Annotated in this window: 11 protein-coding genes; 4 read left to right on the top strand and 7 right to left on the bottom strand. The window is 53.4% G+C overall.

The features are described 5' to 3' along the window. Positions 1–15 precede the first annotated feature (15 nt). From J3P35_RS03225 to J3P35_RS03210, 4 genes are all read left to right on the top strand, one after another. Positions 16–603 (top strand): carboxymuconolactone decarboxylase family protein, encoded by a 588-nt coding sequence (locus J3P35_RS03225; protein ID WP_210462934.1) that lies wholly within the window; start codon positions 16–18, stop codon positions 601–603. Between the two features lie 16 nt (positions 604–619). Then, positions 620–1534, top strand: coding sequence for a pirin family protein (locus J3P35_RS03220; RefSeq protein WP_210462933.1), 915 nt, complete (start codon positions 620–622; stop codon positions 1532–1534). Positions 1535–1818: 284 nt separating this feature from the next. Continuing rightward, positions 1819–2628, top strand: coding sequence for a helix-turn-helix domain-containing protein (locus J3P35_RS03215; RefSeq protein WP_210462932.1), 810 nt, complete (start codon positions 1819–1821; stop codon positions 2626–2628). Positions 2629–3157: 529 nt separating this feature from the next. Next, positions 3158–3973 carry a hypothetical protein gene (locus J3P35_RS03210; RefSeq protein WP_210462931.1) on the top strand — a complete coding sequence of 272 codons (816 nt, stop codon included), beginning with the start codon at positions 3158–3160 and terminating at the stop codon, positions 3971–3973. 82 nt (positions 3974–4055) lie between these two features. Here the strand turns inward: J3P35_RS03210 and bglX are convergent, their stop codons facing one another. The 7 genes from bglX to J3P35_RS03175 all read right to left on the bottom strand — a co-directional run bounded on the left by bglX (position 4056) and on the right by J3P35_RS03175 (position 18447). Then, positions 4056–6296, bottom strand: coding sequence for a beta-glucosidase BglX (gene bglX / locus J3P35_RS03205; RefSeq protein WP_210462930.1), 2241 nt, complete (start codon positions 6294–6296; stop codon positions 4056–4058). A 391-nt stretch (positions 6297–6687) separates the two neighbouring features. Beyond that, positions 6688–8166: a glycoside hydrolase family 30 protein gene (locus J3P35_RS03200; RefSeq protein ID WP_210462929.1), complete on the bottom strand. Its 1479-nt coding sequence runs from the start codon at positions 8164–8166 to the stop codon at positions 6688–6690. A gap of 144 nt (positions 8167–8310) precedes the next feature. After that, positions 8311–9741 (bottom strand): glycoside hydrolase family 30 protein, encoded by a 1431-nt coding sequence (locus tag J3P35_RS03195; protein ID WP_210462928.1) that lies wholly within the window; start codon positions 9739–9741, stop codon positions 8311–8313. 304 nt (positions 9742–10045) lie between these two features. Continuing rightward, positions 10046–11512 (bottom strand): glycoside hydrolase family 30 protein, encoded by a 1467-nt coding sequence (locus J3P35_RS03190; RefSeq protein WP_210462927.1) that lies wholly within the window; start codon positions 11510–11512, stop codon positions 10046–10048. Between the two features lie 250 nt (positions 11513–11762). Then, entirely contained in the window at positions 11763–13490 is a 1728-nt protein-coding gene (locus J3P35_RS03185; RefSeq protein ID WP_210462926.1) for a SusE domain-containing protein, read from the bottom strand. A 180-nt stretch (positions 13491–13670) separates the two neighbouring features. After that, positions 13671–15155, bottom strand: a complete 1485-nt coding sequence (locus tag J3P35_RS03180; RefSeq protein WP_210462925.1) for a RagB/SusD family nutrient uptake outer membrane protein — start codon at positions 15153–15155, stop codon at positions 13671–13673. Between the two features lie 10 nt (positions 15156–15165). Continuing rightward, entirely contained in the window at positions 15166–18447 is a 3282-nt protein-coding gene (locus tag J3P35_RS03175) for a TonB-dependent receptor (RefSeq protein ID WP_246849925.1), read from the bottom strand. Positions 18448–18531: the final 84 nt, after the last annotated feature.

Here is an 18531-nt window from a genome sequence, read left to right as displayed (position 1 = left end):
AAAAACATAAAACCTATGACCTACATTAAAACGGGCGTAAACCAACCCGGCATTGTGGAACTGCTCTTTTACAAAGGCCCTACGGGCAAGGCTTTGTCTAACCTGGCGCACACGCTCCTGCACGGTCCGTCTACCCTCACCTCGGCGGAGCGGGAGCTCATTGCGGCCTACGTTTCTAAGCTGAACAACTGCGAGTACTGCCACCAATCGCATGCGGCGGCGGCCAACGTGCATTTCAGAGACACCGGCGAGACCGTGCGCTGCGCGGTTGAGAACAAAGACACCGCCCCTATCTCGGAGAAGATGAAGGCGCTGCTGGTCATTGCCGGAAAGGTACAGCAGAGCGGGAAAGCGGTCCGGCCCGAAGACATAGAGCAGGCCAAAGCCAGGGGTGCCTCAGACGAGGAAATCCACGACACCGTACTCATTGCCGCCGCTTTCTGCATGTACAACCGCTACGTAGACGGCTTGGGCACGAACGTGGCCGCAAAAGAAGCTTACCCTGAAATGGGCATCCGCCTGGCGAAGAAAGGCTACAAGTACCCGCCCTTGTTTTTGCGCAAAGCCATTGTCTGGATGATGAACAGGAAAAGCCAGAAGTGAACCCATACCATAGATTATGCTGGACATTGTAATTGAAGCCCGCAAAGCCTCCCTGGCGCCGGGCATGGACGTACGCCGCATCCTTCCCTTTCGGCTCCGCCGGATGGTGGGACCCTTCATCTTCATGGACCATGCCGGCCCCGTGGATTTGCAGCCCCCGCTGGTGCAGAACCTTGACGTCTTGCCGCACCCGCATATTGGCCTGTCTACCGTGAGCTACCTGTTTGGCGGCCAGGTTACCCACCGCGACAGCCTGGGCGTGGAGCAGATCATCAGGCCCGGCGAGGTAAACTGGATGACGGCCGGCAGCGGCATCGCGCATTCTGAGCGCTTTGAGGACCCCGCTACTCTGGCCGGCGGTCAACTGGAAATGATCCAGACCTGGGTGGCCCTGCCCGAGAAAGACGAAGAAGCCGCGCCCGCCTTTGACAACTACAAACCAGAGCAACTGCCTATCTTCACCGATACCGGCGTATGGATGCGCTTAATCGCCGGTGATGCTTTCGGGCTGCGGAATGGGGTTAAGACGCACTCTCCGCTCTTTTACCTGCACGTGGTCCTGGACCAAGGCGCGCGTTTCGGGTTGCCGAAAGAACATGCAGAGCGGGGTATCTACATCGCCAAAGGCAGTCTGGAGGTCTCCGGCCGCACCTACACCGTGGGTCAGATGCTGGTCTTCACCAAGGGTGTAGATCCTATTATGCTGGCCAAAGAACCCACCACGCTCATGCTGCTGGGCGGCGAGCCCCTGGGCGAAAGGTTTATCTGGTGGAATTTCGTGTCTAGCCGGAAAGACCGCATTGAGCAGGCCAAAGCAGATTGGAAAGAAGGTCGCATTCTGCTCCCGCCCACCGATAACGCCGAGTTCATCCCGCTACCCGAGGACAAATCCAAACCCGCCGGCAGCCCCGCTCCGGAGGCACTTTCCTGAAAACAGGCCAAAAACAGAATCCTCCTTTGAAATCCTTCTGAAGAAAAATAGCACGTTTTAAGGCCGTTTTATGAAAATAGCCTTGAAACGTGTACTTTAGTTGAACTATCCCCCTTGACTCTAGGTGTTTACGCATGTGAAGATATTCCACTGGACCAATTCCCAGCCTGAAAGAGAAGAGTCAAGCGCTCCCGGCAACACTACTTTCAGGTAGTTTGCGGCAAGCCGATGTTTGCCCCCGATGGATGATTCAACAGGCAACTGAAGTCATTTAAGGAAGGAGCATGGAGGTAGAAATACAACGGCATAACGCTACGGCCGCCCTACAGCCTTTTATTGCCCAGTATTGGTCGGGCACGTTCAGGGGTAAATCCATGGCGACGCTCAGGCAGAAAGTACTTCCCTCAGGGTATATTGAATTGGTCTTGCACCTGCCCAAAGCGCGTGGCACCCTGAAGGGAAAACCTCCACAGCCTTCCAGCAACGCTTTCTCTTTCTTTGGTTTCTGGACCGTGCCTTACGTGCTGCAGTTCAGGAACGAGGTGGAGACTTTCGGGATCTGTTTCAAGCCCGAGGCCTTGCACGCGGTCTTCGGGGTAGCGGCCGCTACGCTGCTCAACTGCCCGGCCAACCTGGAAGAAGTGCTGGGCGCCTCCTTTTCTTCCTTCTGCCGTAAGCTAAAGCAACTCAAAACCTTTGAGGAACGGGTAAACGCCGCCGACGCCTATTTCCTGAAGCAGATACCGGTCACAGATGCGCCTCCGTCCTTTGTGCAGCTGGCCGCCAACCTCATCCGCTGCCAGGAAGGTGGTACCTCAGTTGAGTGCCTGAGCCACGAGGTCTGCATTGGGATGCGGCAACTGGAGCGGGAATTCAAGAACAAGCTGGGCCTTAGCCCCAAAACCTACATGCGCATCTCGCGCCTGAACAAAGTCCTGCAGCTCATCTCCTTGAACCCTTCCCTCAGCCTGGCGCAGCTTTCCTACCTGGGCGGCTACGCAGACCAGGCCCACTTCAACCGCGACTTTAAACAAATCACCGGCGAGCTTCCTTCGGTTTACCTGGCAGAACAGGAGAACTTTCTCACCTTTTAAGCACACTCCTATTCTGCCCCTTTTCTGTGAAGTGCCCCGGTTCTGGTCAAAACTGTTTTCCTGCCAGAATCATAAAAACAGGCAGTAAACATAATGTCGGATTTTTACAAGACTCTGACACTCTCCAAGATTACCTTTGGCGCCATGCCTTGTTGAATCGCCCTCAGCAAAGGCACCGCAAAGTATCCATTGAAGTTGTTCTGTGCCTGCCGAAGGTATTTACCTGCAGTCACACACTGGGATCATGCATTTGCTGCGGCCCTTTGCCCGGGCTTGCAGCCGTAACTGAATAAGGAACTGCTTTATTCAGTTACGGCTGGGGCCTGCCTTCTGTTCTATCTGCCTCAGTACGCACACAACCTTACTACCTGCCAGAGCGTCCCCCTCTGCTTTAAAACAGTAAGCATCTCCTCCTCTTCTCCGTCAGAAGAGCCCTTTCCTATTCTCTACTCCTTCTTAACCGTGCCGCTACCTGGGCACGGCGTCTGATGTTCTGTTCAGCTTTACACTCACCTAATTAACCAACTTGATGAAAAATTCAATACTTCTGGGAATCTGCCGCCCAATGGCATCTTTCCTCTTCCTGTTATTCTTCCTGATCAGCTGCGAAAGCCCTGAGGATGTACAACCCAGTGGCATGCTATCCAAAGACCGGAAAGGCAGTTCATCTAACATCATCTATGGACGAACCATGGACTTATGGGGAGGCACGGCCCGCGTATGGGTAGAGCGGGTGCAGGGCAAACCAACCGCCATCGGGATAGAGTTGTCAGCGGATGCGCTGGAGAACCTGCCGCATGAGGTACAGGAGATTGCCTTGCCGTTACCGGGCCCGTTGCATGCCACCGGATACAAGACCATTATGATAGGCTGGAACCCAGAAGGACATGAACCAGAAGGCGTGTATACCCTTCCGCATTTTGATTTCCACTTTTACATGATCACCGAAGGGCAGATCCACCGGATTATGGGTGGGATTGACCCAGGCGGGTATGACTTACTGGCCAGAGGCGTCTTCCCTGATGTGTATACCTTCGGGCCGGTTCCGTTTGCCGTTCCGCACATGGGTCTGCACTGGAGTGACATTACTTCTCCGGAGTTCTCGCCTGCCGGTTTCAGCAAGACCTTCATCTATGGTTCCAACAAAGACAAAGTCACTTTCCTGGAGCCCATGATCACCCTGGCGTATCTGCAGAGCCTGGCCCCAGGCACCTCCGTGGAAAGCCCGGTTCGGCAATTACTCATCCATGATACCCCGGCCTACTATCCTACCTCCTACACCATCACCCGCACCGGCGACTCTTACATCATCGCCCTTACAGATCTGGTTTGGAGGGGTAGATAATAACCTTGCCACATAAAAAATCCCTGCCGCCTCTATCAAAGGAGATAGAAGCGGCAGGGATTTTCTTTTGATGGGCGCAGTTTTACTTCAGCTCAAAAGTTTGCTGCAGCTTAATGTTGTCCGATGCCGTGCCAATCATGAGTTGGAACTGACCGGGTTGGGTGATCCACTCCAGGTTGTCGTTGTAGAAGGACAACTTCTCAGCATCAATAGTGAAGGTGATGGTTTTGCTTTCGCCGGGTTTCAGGGCTACTTTCTCAAAACCCTTCAGTTCTTTCACCGGACGAACGGGCTGGGCCACTACATCGCGCAGGTAAAGTTGGGCCACTTCCTCGCCAGCTACTTTGCCGGAGTTGGTGAGCGTGAACGAGGCTGTGATGGTTTCGCCTTTTCCCATGGCCGGTTTGCTCAACACCAGGTTGCTGTAGGTAAACGTGGTGTAGCTCAACCCATGCCCGAAGGCGTATTGCGGGCTTTTCACCATGTCTATGTAGCCGGAGCGGTAGTTCGTATCCTGGTCGTTCTGGCTCGGGCGACCGGTGTTGTAGTAGTTGTAGTAAATCGGAATCTGGCCTTCGGAGCGCGGGAACGTCATAGGCAGTTTCCCGGACGGGTTGTATTTGCCATACAGCACATCAGCGATGGCGTTTCCGGCCTGGCTGCCCAGCCACCAGGTGTAGGCGATGGTAGGCACGTGTTTGGCGGTCCAGTCAAACACCAGCGGACGACCGGCCATGATGAGTACCACCACCGGTTTGCCCGTAGCCTGAATGGCTTTGATGAGTTCTTCCTGTACGCCGGGCAGGTGGATGTTGGCGCGGCTCTTGGCCTCACCGCTCATATTGGCCTGCTCTCCTACGGCCATTACTATTACATCGGCTTGCCTTGCTACGGCTAAAGCTTCCGCGAAACCGGCTCTGGAAGTATCCTGCACTTCGCAGCCTTTGGCGTATAGCAATTTGGTTTTTCCGGCTTGGTTCTGCAAACCTTCGTATAGCGACACCAGCTTGTCTTCCTTGCCCCAGTCAATAGACCAGAAGCCCTGCATGTCTTTCTCGGCTTTCACCAATGGGCCGATGAGCGCTACATTCTTCAGGTCTTTGGAAAGCGGCAACACCTGGCCTTCGTTTTTCAGGAGCACAATGCTTTTGCGTGCCACGTCGCGGGCGGCTTCCAGGTGCTCTGGTTTGTTCAGGGTTTTCTTCTCGCGCTTCTCGTCGCTGAAGCGGTACGGGTCATCGAACAGGCCTAGCTCAAACTTCTTGCGGAGGATGCGGCGAACGGCATCGTTGATGAGTTCTTCCTTTACTTTGCCTTCGCGCACCAGTTGCGGCAGGCTGCTGATGTAGCTGCGGCTTTCCATGTCCATGTCGCTGCCAGCATTCAGGGCCACCTCGGCGGCGTGCTTGTTGTCCTGTACGAAGCCGTGGGCGATCATCTCGCCGATAGAACCCCAGTCGCTCACCACGAAGCCCTGGAACTTCCACTGGCCTTTCAGGATGTCGCGTTGCAGGTAGCTGCTGCCGGTGGCCGGAATCCCGTTGATATCATTGAACGAGTTCATAAATGTAGCCACGCCGGCATCCAGAGCGGCTTTGAACGGGGGAAGATAGATTTCATGCAAGGTGCGTGGGCTCAATTCCACGCTGTTGTAATCCCGGCCCCCAATGGCGGCACCGTACGCCGCGAAGTGCTTCGCGCAGGCCATCACGGCATCCACGCTGCCCAACCCTTCGCCCTGGAAACCTTTCACGCGGGCTCTGGCGATAAGTGAACCCAGGTAGGGGTCTTCGCCGGCGCCTTCCATCACGCGGCCCCAACGCGGGTCACGTCCGATGTCCACCATAGGCGCAAACGTCCAATGGAGGCCAGAGGCGGCGGCCTCGGCAGCGGCAATGCGGGAGCCTTGCTCAATGGCTTTCAGGTCCCAGCTGGCAGCCTCGGCTAGAGGAATAGGAAAGGTCACGCGGTAGCCATGGATCACATCCTGCCCAAACAACAGCGGAATCTTGAGCCTGGACTGCATAGCTGCATCCTGCAGGGCGCGGGTAAATTTCACGCCGCGCACGTTCAGCATGGAGCCGATCTTGCCCTGCTTTACATCGACTACTTTATCACCCGAAGCGGTGATGGGCCCGGTGGCATCCTGATCGCCGGTGTATTGGTTCAGCTGGCCTACCTTTTCCTCCAGCGTCATTTTCTGGAGCAGGTCGTTCACCCGTTGGTCAAGGTTGGCAGTGTTCACCTTGGCGGGTTTCTTCTGCGCCATGGCGCCGGAGCTGAGCAACACCGCCAGGGCCAGAGAAGAGAGTTTAAGTTTCATTGGTTAAGGTTATATGCTTTGGAGTTCTTTAGAAAGCTTGATTGTATAAGTAGAAAAATTGGTTGTTTTAGCCGATTAAGCATTCCGTCCCCCTTTGAAGGGGGTAGGGCGATGATTACTCGTGCTGGTCCCTCGCATTCCCGAGCATAATACAGGGGCAATCCCTTGTGGTTGCCCTTATATGAGGTGCGCAACTGCTTTTAGTAAAAGCTATTGGTTCCTGACGCGGCCTTGTCATCCCCCTACCCCCTTCAAAGGGGACATTCAGCAAGAGTAAGTGAAGATCATCACCTTCCGCTTTCAACCTGTTTTCTTAAAAATGGCCCTAAAAAAGGCAGACGCAAGTTTGCACCTGCGTCTGTCCCAAAAAAGTAAATCCTGAAATAATTAATTACAGCACCAGCGTGGCGATGGAGTGCGGCAGGCTCTTGGCATCGGCGGCTTTGCCGTTGATCCAGAGTTTGTAGTCCAGCGGCTTGTCTGTGGTGTTGAGCACGATCACGGCAACCTTTCCGTCTGGGTTCAGGAAGGCGGTGGTTTGCAGGGCATCGCGGTTAGACGAGCTGATGATGCGCTTGGCACCCGGCTTCACGAACTTGGAAAAATGGCCCAGGTAGTAATAGCTGTTGGTGTAGAGCACTTTGCCATTGCGGGTATCGGCGTGGATAGGTGCGAAGCAGAAGTTACCTACGTGGTTAGGGCCGCCTTTCTCGTCCAGCACCATGTTCCAGTCGGTCCAGGCAGCGGTACCGGCGTTGAAGTCGTTCACCATGGAGTAGCCGTAGCGCTCGCCCAAAGCCCAGTCGTTAATGCGGTTGAAATCGAACTTCTCAATGCAGCCCTCGGTGAAGATGAGGTTGGTCTCGGGGAAGGTTTCTTTCACTTTGCGCAGGTTGTCAAACAGCATGTCAGAGCCGGTCCAGGTCTCGTACCAGTGGTAGCCGATGCCCCACACGTATTTAGCAGCCTCTGGGTCGTTCAGGACGGTGCTGGCGCGTTGGTAGATGAGGTCGCGGTTGTGGTCCCAGGCAATGAGTTTTTTGTCTTTCATGCCGCTTTTGTGCAGCGTTGGTCCTAGATACTCCTTGATGAAATCGCGCTCTTCCTCGCCGGTGAAGATGCAGGATTCCCAGGTTTGCTTCGCCATTGGTTCGTTCTGCACGCTCAGGCCCCAGATTGGAATGCCCGCCTGCTCATACGAGTTGATGAACTTGATGTAGTAGTTCGCCCAGTTCTGACGATACTCAGGCAACAGTTTCCCGCCGCGCAGCATGGTTTTGGTGTCTTTCATCCAGGCCGGAGGGCTCCAGGGGCTCACGTACATGGTCAGTTTTCCGCCCGCGGCCTGAATAGCCTGCTTGATGAACGGAATACGGTACTGCTCATCGTGCTTCACGCTGAAGGTCTTCAGTTCTTTGTCGTTGTCCTCCACGTAGGTGTACGAGCCGCTGGAGAAGTCACTGCTGTGGATAGTGGTTCTGCCCAGCGTGTACCCGATGCCGCTGGTGGGATCATAGTAGGCTTTCATGATTTCCTGCTGCTTGTCCTTCGGCATTTTCGCGAAGGTCTCGGCAGTGGCATCGGTGATGGCGCCCCCAATTCCCACCATCGTCTGGAAGGTCTTGCTGGGGTCCACGAACACGCATACCTGCGTCTCCAGCGGCTGCCCGAAATCTTGGAACCGCATGGTTCCGGTCTGCGACAGGCGGTGCTCGGTGTCCTTGGCGGTGGTGTACACCGTTACCGAGCGGTTTTCTACCTGAAAGTTATTGTTGCCGGTTTTGCTTTGGCTCGTTTTCACCTGCGAGCAGGAAAACGCGAGGCCCGCTGCCAGCAAAGTGAGAGAAGCGAGGGATTGTATTTTCTTCATCTTTTGGAATGAGTGATGGATTGATTGAGAGAATGAGTGAGTAGAGAATTTTGGGTTAGCAAAATAAAACCGTTTTGAGCACATTTTTAGAAAATCGGCTTAAAAACAGAACCCTGCAAGCTTCTCCTCCCTCCTACTTGAATATTACCACACGTACGTGCCTACCGCGCCTGCCGCTAACGTAGCCGCTACGGTTTTGCCTTTGTGCCGGATGTTGAAGGTCTGGGAGGCCTCGCCATCGTTCAGCACAATGACCACGCGCTCGCCTTTCGGGGTTTTGAAAGCGACGTTCGGAAGGCTGGCAGGGATGTTAGAGGCAATTCTCACCGAGCCCGGACGCACAAACTTTGATGCGTGCGCGATGATGTAGTAGGCTGGGTTCCTGATCACCTTGTCGCCGTCGATGGTCAGGGCGCCTAAGCACTCGGTGCAACCGCCGGGTGTGTGGGGCTTCTGCTGCGGATCGGCGGCCAGGTTCCATTCCAATACGTTGCGGGACCAGTTGCGGGGAGCGCCTATGATGAGTTCACGCACGTGCCATTTCAGGTCGCCGGGGAACTTGCCGGGTGCTCCAATCCACTGCTCGGTGAAGTACACGTTCTTGTCTGGATGGGCATTGTGCACCTCAGACATCGCCTCAATCTTGCCGCCGTACAGGTGAAACGCTGAGCCGTCAATGTATTTCTTCGCCTCCGGATCGTTCAGAATAGTGATAGGGTAATCCGGACGATCCAGGTTGTGGTCGTAAATAATGATCTTGGTTTTCACGTTCGCTTTCTGAAAAGCAGGCCCTAAATGGTTCTTCACGAACACCGCTTGGTCGGGCGCCAGCATCAACAAACTAGGATTGTTGCCCGGGTGCAAAGGCTCGTTCTGCACCGTGATGGCATCGATGGTGATGCCTTCTTTGGCCATTTCCTGCACGTATTTCACGAAGTATTTGGCGTAAGCATCGTACCACTCCGGCTTCAGGGAACCGCCTTTGGAGTTGTTGTTCGTCTTCATCCAGGTGGGCGGTGACCATGGCGAGCCCAAGATCATGATTTTGGGGTTAATAGCCAGAATCTCCTTCAAAACCGGAAGCAGGAACTCACGGTCCGGCGCCAGGCTGAACTTCTCCAGGTTGGGATCGGTCTGGCCCTCGGGCAGGTCATTGTAGGAGAACACCTTCTCATCCAGATCAGACGCGCCTATGCTCACGCGCAGGTAACTCACGCCAATATTGTTTCCGTCCGTCGCGAAGAGTTCTTTCAGGATAGCTGCTCTTGCCGCCGGAGTCATTTTGTGCAGGTGGTACGCGCTGCCGCCGGTTAACGTGTATCCGAAACCATCGATGGTCTGGAATGTCTGCTGGTCATCAATGTCAATGACTGCTGAAGTAGCCGCCGCATCTGTAAACGCCAACGGCTGCGCCTGCTTCTGGAACAGCGAAGATTTATCAGGATTGGTCAGCCAAAGATCGGCCTCGTTCTTAGAGAAAAAGCCTTTGTTAGAGGTACAGCCCACCGCACCGCCTAGGCAAAGCCCACCGATGAGCAGGGTGTGTACCCACTGTTTTTTGAGGGAATGAATCATGAAAAGGTATTAAAATGATGTTGGCTCAGTAGAGTTAGCCTTGCAGCTAAGGTTTCGACCACAACCGCCCTCCTCTTTTTGTCATCTTGGAAAGATCTTGTGGGCAAACTGTAATAGCGTCTAAGAAAGGCCTACCTGGTTCGTTCACAAGATCCTTTCAGGATGACAAAGGGGTGGAGAATCGCTTTAGAATCTTACTTCTAGCTGGGTCTGAATTCAAAATGTAAAACGTACTGCTTCACTGCAGGACAGAAATCTGTTTCGGGGCTGCTTTAAGCAAATCAGCCCCGAAACAGAATAAGAATTACCACACGTAGGTACCCGTGGCGCCGCCTCTCAGAGTAGAGGAGACAATCTGGCCGCGGTACCGGATGTTGAAGGTCTGATTAGAACCGGTTTCGTTCAGGACCAGCAACACCTTTTTACCTGCCGGGTTCTTGAACGCTACGTGCTGCAGAGTGCTGAACATCTCAGTGTTCTGGGCATTCAGAAGCGTAGATTTCACCCGTACCGATTCGGGCCGTACAAACTTAGACGCGTGCGCGATGATGTAGTAGGCTACGTTGCGGGTAGCAGTGTTTCCGTTTACCGTTACGGCAGGAAGACAGGTGTTACAGCCGCCAGGAGTGAATGGTTGGTTGTTCTGGTCAGCGGTTAGGTTCCACTCCAGGGCGTTCTTGCTCCAGTTGCGCATACTCCCGATAACCACGTTGGTCATGTGCCATTTCAGGTCTGCGGAGAAATCGCCCGGGGCGCCTACCCATTGCTCGGTGAAGTACACGTTCTTGTCTGGGTGGGCATTGTGCACGGTGGTCATACCGGCAATGTTCCCGGCGTACAGGTGAAAGGCCGATCCATCTACATACTGCTTTGCCGCCGGATCGTCCATGATGCTGATGGGGTAGTCCACGCGATCCAGGTTATGATCATATAGGATGATCTTGGTCGCCAGGTTCGCGGCGCGCAACGCCGGCCCGATGTTGTTCTTCACGAAGTTCGCCTGATCCTGCGCCGACATGTACATGCTGGGGTTGTTGCCGTCGTGCAGGGGTTCGTTCTGAATGGTGATGGCGTCAATGGTGATGCCGGCCGCTTTCATGCCCTGGATGTAATTCACCAGGTAGTCGGCGTAATCATCGTAGTACTCCGCTTTCAGGGAACCGCCTTTGGGGCTGTTGTTCGTTTTCATCCAGGCCGGAGGACTCCACGGCGAGGCCAGTAGTTTGATGTTCGGGTTGATGGCGAGAATCTCCTTGAGCACCGGAATGTAATAGGCTTGGTCCGGTGCCAGGCTGAAGGCTGTACCCATCACATCCTGGTACGAGTACACGGTGGGGCTCAGGTCAGAGGCACCTACGTTCAGGCGCAGGTAACTCACCCCAATGGTACCCTCTTCGTTGTCCACCGCAAATAATTCTTTCAACAGATCGGCGCGGCTGGTGGCGGCCATCTGGTTGAGCACGTAGGCGCTACCAGTGGTTAAGGTGTACCCAAAGCCATCCACGGTCTGGTAGGTCTGGGTAGTGTCTATATCTATGGTGAGGTTATTGTTGGATTCGGCTTTGAAGTTCAGGGTCACGTTCTGCTTCTTGAACAGCACCGATTTGTCTGGGTTGGTGAGCCAGAAAGCTACCTGGCTGGAACCGTTACCGCCCGGGGGTGGCGGGGGGGACGGAGTTGGGTCAGAGTCACCGCCGCAGCTGGTCAAGGAACCAACCAGTAATGCTAGCGCACTCAGTTTAGATATTTTTTTAAAGAAAGGACTTCCCATGGTTACGCTTTGAACAGACAGGTTTAGCTTACAAGAGGTCTGCTTGAACCTGTCTCATGAAACACACGGCTGCGCTTGGCTAACACCTAACTGGGCGAGCTTCGCGAACAGCTTTTTTGTTGGCAGGCTTCAGGTGTTTCAGGTCTCTTTTCAAGAAATCGGCCCTAAAACTACGCAAGGTATACCTGCACCTTTTTTGAAAGAAAACGGGCGCTTCTTCCTTCTCCTGAAGCCGAAGCGCCCGTTCTGATTATTGTTTCACAAACGAATACTCGGCGGTTTTGTAATCGTTAGTGACGGTGATGGTGGTTTTGTAATTACCAGCCTGCGTGATGCCTTTGTAGTTAGGACCTCCGTTGGTCATGGTTCCGGTCAGCGCCGTGCTGTTGGTCCCGAACTGCACATCCCAAGGGGAGTTGAACTTCAGGTCATAGTTGGCCTTTAGTGCGAATGTACCTTCAAAGGTATAAGGGTGCTTGTAGGTCATGAGGTACTCATTACGGGCATCCCAGCCTCCGCCGGCATCATCCCAGTGGAAAAGTTTGATGTTGTAGTACTTCCAGGTAAGCTTACCGGTCTGGAAGTTCAGGGTGAGTTGGTAAGCCTGGTCACGGGAAACCACGATCCCTGCATTACCAGTCCCGAAATCAACCGGCATAGATACCGCATCTGCGTTTGGAGTGGTGGTCTCGCCTATTTTGGCGGTAGTGGTGAAAGAAGTACCAGAACCGTCATTGGCAGAGTTCAGTCTGTATTCTTTGCTTGCCTCCAGCGCCAGGAACACGTTTGATTTGAACGTGTTACCGTCTTTGGTGAATTCAGCCACCACCGTGTTGCCTTGCAATAAGAAGAGTTTATCCGGGATAGTGGCCGGAGGTGGTACCGAGGTGTCTTTCTGCAGAGAGTAAGTGTATTGCTCACCAGACAGGTTCAAGGTCACGATATGACGACCAGTAGCCGTAGCCGGGATGTCTTCAAACGTACCGGCTGGGGCCTGAGACTCCATTACCAGTTGGTTGCTGGTGCCTTTCACACGTTTCATGAGGTAACCCCAGTCACCGTTGGCTCTAAAAATGAAGCCCTCGGTTTTCTCAACGTCCAGAGAGGCTTTCCAAACCCCGTTGCCCTGGTACGCGAGCGGCTCCTCGGTATTCCAACCGCCGGCAAATGCACCGCCAATCACGCTCCATCTGTCAATCTTCAGGAAGCTGATTTTGTTTGTGTTCAGGTCTACGGTAATGCGGTAAGTCCCGGCACCCGGAGCAGCAATAGGAGCTCCCTTTTTACGAAGCACACCGTCTGTGCCCGCGCCGTACACCACAGAGGTGGCGTTCTGCTGGCTATAGAATCTGAAAGTACCGCCTTCGGTTAAACGGGTGTACACTTCAAATACGTTGGTCCGGTTTCCGTTGGCGTCTTTCAATGGGCGCATCTGAATGGCCTGGCTTACATCAGCGCCTTTCTCAGTGGCCGTACCGGAGATGTACAGGCGGTCTGGGTGCGTCTCGTTTACGAAACGTTTGATGGAGATAGGCTTGCCTGCAGACACGGTTTCCTTGCTCAATGACTGGGCAACCACGGCCCATTTCAACTGGGCCACGGCGTTGGCGTCATAACCAGCCATGGACAAGGCTTGGTCAATCTGCACCGCGGTAGGCGTGATGAACAGGTTTTTCCCGCCGTTGCCGGTAGGCATGCTCAGGATAGGCGTGCTGAAATCTGCGTTGGCGGCAGAGTCAATAACCAATCTGTAGGTGACGCCATAGTTCTTGCTGGACATTGCCGGAGCCCACTCAAAACGGGTAGTGGCGTTAGGGCTGGCCTGATCCAGGGTGATGGTGGCATTTTCTGCCGGGTTAGCCAGCACCGGGGCACTCAGCTCCCAGTTGCCCACCGGCTCAATATTATCTTGCTCCTCGCAGGCGCCCACCACAAACAGCAGGGCCAGGAGCTGGAAAAACACGTTTATCTTTTTCATGATGACTATTTTTTAGACATGAATTCTTGAAGAGGATCTTTGGCAAACACCTGCAACCTTCCTTCCTGGCCCCGCAAAGTATTTGCGGGACCAGTTATTTCAGGACTGTTTTTCTAAAATCAGCCCTGAAACAGAACCCCGGGGGAAAGGTTCTGAGACGGGTGCCTTGCGGCCGAAGGATTAGTTATAACCCGAGGTTTGCGTCAACTGCGGGTTACGGTTGATTTCTGACTGAGGGATAGGCAGGAACAGCTCATGGGGCGCTACGTTGTACTCCTTGCGGGTATTGGTGCGCAGGTCAATCTCATTGAGGCTGTTCATCACCTGGGCAGCCACGCCGTAACGGCGCAGATCATCCCAACGGTGACCTTCCTGGGCCAGCTCCAGACGGCGCTCTTTCAGGATGGCCATTCTCATATCCTCTTTGGTAGTGGAGGTATTCGCGCCCAGGTTTACTCTTCTGCGCACGGCGTTCAGCACGGTTCTGGCTTCTTCCAGGCGGCCCAGTTCGTTCAGGGCTTCGGCTTTCAGGAGCATGATATCTGCCAGTCTGAAGAGGTACTGGCGGTTGGTGCTAGCCCAGCCGTTGGCGCTTTTCCAGCGGTATGCGAATGGCACGCTTCCGCCGGTGCTCACTGACCAGAACTCATCTGACCAAGGCGCATTCTCAAACAAGATGGTGGTGTTTCTCCGGACGTTGTCGTTCTCAGAGTTGTAGGCATTCACCAGGTCATGCGACGGGGTCATGAATTTACGCCAGGTGTCGCCGCTCAAAGACGGTGGGAGCAGCATCTGAGGACCCCAGTTGGCTTCGTTTCCGCCAATGAACTGCACCTCCATGATAGACTCGGCATTGTTGTAATGGGCACCGTCAAACAGATCGTTGAAGTTGCTCAGCAGCTGGTAATTGGCCGGGCTGTTGATCACGGCATCGGCGTACTGCAGCACTTTGTTGTAGTCGCGGTCTGGGCGTTGGGCCCAGGCTTTCGCTAACAAGGCGTTGGCGGCACCACGGGTAGCACGGGCTTTGTTCACGCTGGCATTCTCTCCGTAGGTATCAGGCAGTCTGTTTTCCAAGGCAAAGGTCAGGTCGGCCACAATCTGGTTGTAGACCTCAACCTCGGTGGCGCGGGGCTTTTGAGTCGTAGCTGGATCAAGCGAAGTTACTGGCTCTAACACCAACGGAACACCGCCCCACATTTTCACCAGTTGGAAGTAATGGTATGCGCGCAGGAAAGCAGCCTCGCCTAAGATTTGGTTTTTGCGGGTTTCTGATAACTGCGGGTCTGTGATCTGAGGTACCTTCTGCAACACCACGTTGGCTTTGGCAATGGCGTTGTAGATCTGGCTCCAGTTGTTCCACAGACGGCTGTTGGTAGGCGTGATGGCTACGTTGTCAACGGCAAAGATCTCGGCGTTGTCACCCCCGGCATAATAGTTATCAGAGAGAATCTCGCTGAACACCAAGTTATCCCAGATGTAGTACTCTGCCTGAAACGACTCATAAACGCCGGTTAGTGCCGCCTCAGCATCGCTAGCGGTTTTATAGGCGTTATCTACAGTTGCCTGAGAAATTGGTGCTAGTTCCAGGAAATCATCGCAGGCTGGGGCTCCCATCAAGAGAGCGCCGGCCAGTGTATATATTGCTATTCTATTCAGTTTCATATCTGCTTGATTAGAAGGAAAGATTCAGGCCTAAGATTAAGTTGCGTGTCTGCGGATAAGTACCAAAATCAATACCCTGCGCTCTGTTGCTGCCACCAAAGGCGTTAACCTCTGGGTCAAACCCTGAATAGTTTGTGATGGTGAACAGGTTCTCGCCGGTGGCATAGAGGCGCAGGTTGTTCATTTTGATCTTAGACAACAGCGTAGTAGGCAAATTGTAGCTGAGGGTAAGGGTTTTTAAACGCACGTAGGAACCGTCTTCCACAAAGCGGGAAGAGATGCGTGAATTGTCTGTATTGGCCCAAACCGCTCTCGGGATATCCGTAATGTCTCCGTCTTTTCTCCAACGATTCAGAACAGCGATGCCTTGGTTTTTCGGGTCAGACATACCTTCCATTTCAATGCGGGTAGCGTTGAAGATGTCGTTGCCCTGCGAGCCTTGCAAGAAGATGCTCAAACCAAAGTTTTTGTAGGAGAAGGTGTTAGTTACCCCGTAGATGAAGTCTGCGTTGGGGTTACCAATTATAGTGCGATCATCTGGTGAAGGCGTGAAAGTGCTTTCACCGTTTTTGTTGATGTAGTACGCCATACCAGTAGTTGGGTCTACCCCACCCCACCGATATCCGTAGAATAGGGCCAGCGGAGAACCTTCTCTTGACAAGCCTACGTCACCTCTACCAGCCACTCCTCCACCGGGGAAGCTCTGGCCTAAAACGTTTATTACTTTGTTTCTGTTGAATGACAAGTTCAGGTCAGTGGTCCAAGAGAAATCACCCACCAGGTTCTGTGAGCTCACCAGAAATTCAAGACCTTTGTTATCCAGTCGGCCCACGTTGGCATCACCGCCGTTATAACCGGTTGATCTTGGCACTTCCACTGGAAGTAAGAGATCTGTGGTTTTCTTTAGGTAAGCATCAATGGTTAACGCAATACGGGAATTCAGGAAAGCGACATCCAAGCCCACGTTGGTTTGCTCTGATGCTTCCCAGCCCAATTGGTAATTCCCAATAGATGCAGGATAGCTACCAGGTTGGGCAGTGCCACCAATTGGATAATTAGCACCATATCCTACGAGCGGTCTAAATGCATATGCCCCTAAACCAGTGTCATTTCCAACCAATCCCCAACCTACTCTCAGTTTAACATCGTTCACCACGTTGGTTTTAGGAAAGAAGGTCTCTTCTGAGACTCTCCAGCCCAAAGACGCTGATGGGAAGTAGCCCCAACGCACTTCCGGACCGAACACAGAGGAAGCATCTGCTCTGAAATTGGCAGTCACCAGGTATTTATTGGCAAAATCATAGGTAACTCGGCTAATGAAGGAGGTATTAGCTTTCTCAGATTTGTCAGCAGTAGCTGACTGAATTACGGCACCAGCGCCTGGGGTAGTCACCGCGGTTCCAGAGAACTCAGTGCGCTCAATGCTGCTGTTTTCCCAATCAAATTTCTGCTGCACAGAACCCACCATGGCGCTGAAGTTATGCTGACCCACGGTTTTGGCGTAAGAAAGGGTGTTGTCCAGAATCCAGTAGTTGGTGAGGTTGGTGCTGTTACGGCCAATCCCTTTTCTGGCGCGGCCATAGCTGGTTCTGAACGGATCCAGGAAGTAGTCGTTGATGGCGCTGATGTAGTCAATACCAAAGTTGGCGCGGTATTTAAGGCCTTTCAGCAATTGCACTTCGCCGTACACGTTGCCTAATAAGCGTTGGTTACGGTAGTTGCGGTCAGAACCGTCGGTGCTGGAGATAGGGTTTTCCCAGTCCTGGAACGGGTTGCTGGTGAAGGTTCCGTTAGCGTTGTATATTCCAATTACTGGCGGGGTTGACAATACGCCCAGGATTACCCCGCCCTGGTTTACAGACTGGTTATCGGCTACGTCTACGTCATGGTAGCGGGTGTAGCCCATGTTGGTCCCCACGGTTAACCAGTTGGAAAGCTTCTGCTCTAGGTTCACTTTAAAGCTGGCGCGGTCCATGGTAGAGCTACGCACGGCGCCGTTCTGCTTCATCCAACCGCCAGAGATGTAGTAGTTGGTTTTGTCGGTCTTCCCGGAAACGGCTAACTGGTAGTTCAAAGAACTTCCGTTCTGGAAAACTTCTTTCTGCCAGTCAGTATTCTCCTGGTAGCGGCTCCAGTCTGTGTTCTGGCCCAGCTCAGTCATCAGGTCACGGTACTGCTCGGCGTTCAAAACGTCCAGCGTGTTCCAAACCTGGGAAACCCCAGTATAGGTGCTGAATTCAAAGGTAGGTTTTTCGGTTCTACCGCGTTTGGTGGTAATCAACACTACCCCGTTGGCACCCTGCGCACCGTAAATAGCGGCAGAAGAAGCGTCTTTCAAGATAGAGATGCTTTCAATATCGGCGGGGTTCAGGCTTCTGGTGTCTGTAGAAGGCACGCCGTCTACCACGTACAAAGGATCACTGTTGGCGGTAATAGAGCTGGTACCCCGGATGCGGATGTTGAAACCCGCTGATGGCTTTCCAGAGTTGGTCAATACCTGCACACCGGCGGTTTTACCCTGGATCAGGTTCCCCACCTGGGTGTTAGGGCGGGCGTCAAAGGCTTCGTTGTCAATAACTGATACAGAACCGGTAATGTCTTCTTTTTTCTGCGTACCATACCCAATCACCACTACCTCTTGCAAGGATTTGGTATCTGGAGCCAGGGCTACGTTGATGGTAGAACGGCTTTCAATGGCTACTTCCTGGGTCATGTACCCGATGTAAGAGAGCACCAGGGTGCCGGTTCCGTTTGGGACGTTCAAAGAGAAGCCTCCGTTCACGTCGGTGGAAGTGGCATTGGTGGTCCCTTTCACGGAAACGGTAACGCCGGGCAATCCGGTGCCGTTCTCATCGGTCACTTTACCAGAAACCCGGAAACCGTCCTGTACCACCGGAGCCACAGAAGCTTTTGGTTGCGCTGCTCTGGTATTTCTGGTGCGCACATGAATGTTGTTATTCACCTGTTTGAACTCCAGGTTGGTGGTAGCCGCTACTTTCTCCAGGACTTTATCCAAGGGTTCATTCTTGGCCTGCACCGATACCTTAGACCGGCTAGGCACTTCGTTCTCATCAAACGTGAACTTGAACAGGGTCTCGGCCTCTACCTTCCGGAAGAATTCCTGCAGGGTGCCGTTAGTGATGGAGAGAGTGATTTTGGTTTTTTGAATAGTGCTCACCGGTGCCTTGCCGGGTGCGGCAAAACCAGATGAGAAGAAAGCCAGGTGCAGCACAAATACCGCCAAAGCTTTCCAGGACATTCCTTTCAGGACGCCGTAAACGTTTTTTTCCATATATTGAGAGTGTTTAGTATTTAGTGTTTGAATTGCCTCATGGATCTGGATGCGCCAACATCTGGTTTCCGGAGGTAGTTGACA

The sequence above is a fragment of the Rufibacter roseolus genome (assembly GCF_017916365.1).
Taxonomy (GTDB): Bacteria; Bacteroidota; Bacteroidia; order Cytophagales; family Hymenobacteraceae; genus Nibribacter; species Nibribacter roseolus.
The sequence above is the reverse complement of the archived record's forward strand: the minus strand, read 5'-3'. Positions and strand labels throughout refer to the sequence as shown.

Bases quoted from the DNA above. Each gene is read 5' to 3' on its own strand.
- J3P35_RS03200 (WP_210462929.1), bottom strand. From the start codon at position 8,166: ATGAAGAAAATACAATCCCTCGCTTCTCTCACTTTGCTGGCAGCGGGC.
- J3P35_RS03175 (WP_246849925.1), bottom strand. From the start codon at position 18,447: ATGGAAAAAAACGTTTACGGCGTCCTGAAAGGAATGTCCTGGAAAGCT.
- J3P35_RS03225 (WP_210462934.1), top strand. From the start codon at position 16: ATGACCTACATTAAAACGGGCGTAAACCAACCCGGCATTGTGGAACTG.
- J3P35_RS03220 (WP_210462933.1), top strand. From the start codon at position 620: ATGCTGGACATTGTAATTGAAGCCCGCAAAGCCTCCCTGGCGCCGGGC.
- J3P35_RS03190 (WP_210462927.1), bottom strand. From the start codon at position 11,512: ATGGGAAGTCCTTTCTTTAAAAAAATATCTAAACTGAGTGCGCTAGCA.
- J3P35_RS03195 (WP_210462928.1), bottom strand. From the start codon at position 9,741: ATGATTCATTCCCTCAAAAAACAGTGGGTACACACCCTGCTCATCGGT.
- J3P35_RS03180 (WP_210462925.1), bottom strand. From the start codon at position 15,155: ATGAAACTGAATAGAATAGCAATATATACACTGGCCGGCGCTCTCTTG.
- J3P35_RS03210 (WP_210462931.1), top strand. From the start codon at position 3,158: ATGAAAAATTCAATACTTCTGGGAATCTGCCGCCCAATGGCATCTTTC.
- J3P35_RS03185 (WP_210462926.1), bottom strand. From the start codon at position 13,490: ATGAAAAAGATAAACGTGTTTTTCCAGCTCCTGGCCCTGCTGTTTGTG.
- J3P35_RS03215 (WP_210462932.1), top strand. From the start codon at position 1,819: ATGGAGGTAGAAATACAACGGCATAACGCTACGGCCGCCCTACAGCCT.
- bglX (WP_210462930.1), bottom strand. From the start codon at position 6,296: ATGAAACTTAAACTCTCTTCTCTGGCCCTGGCGGTGTTGCTCAGCTCC.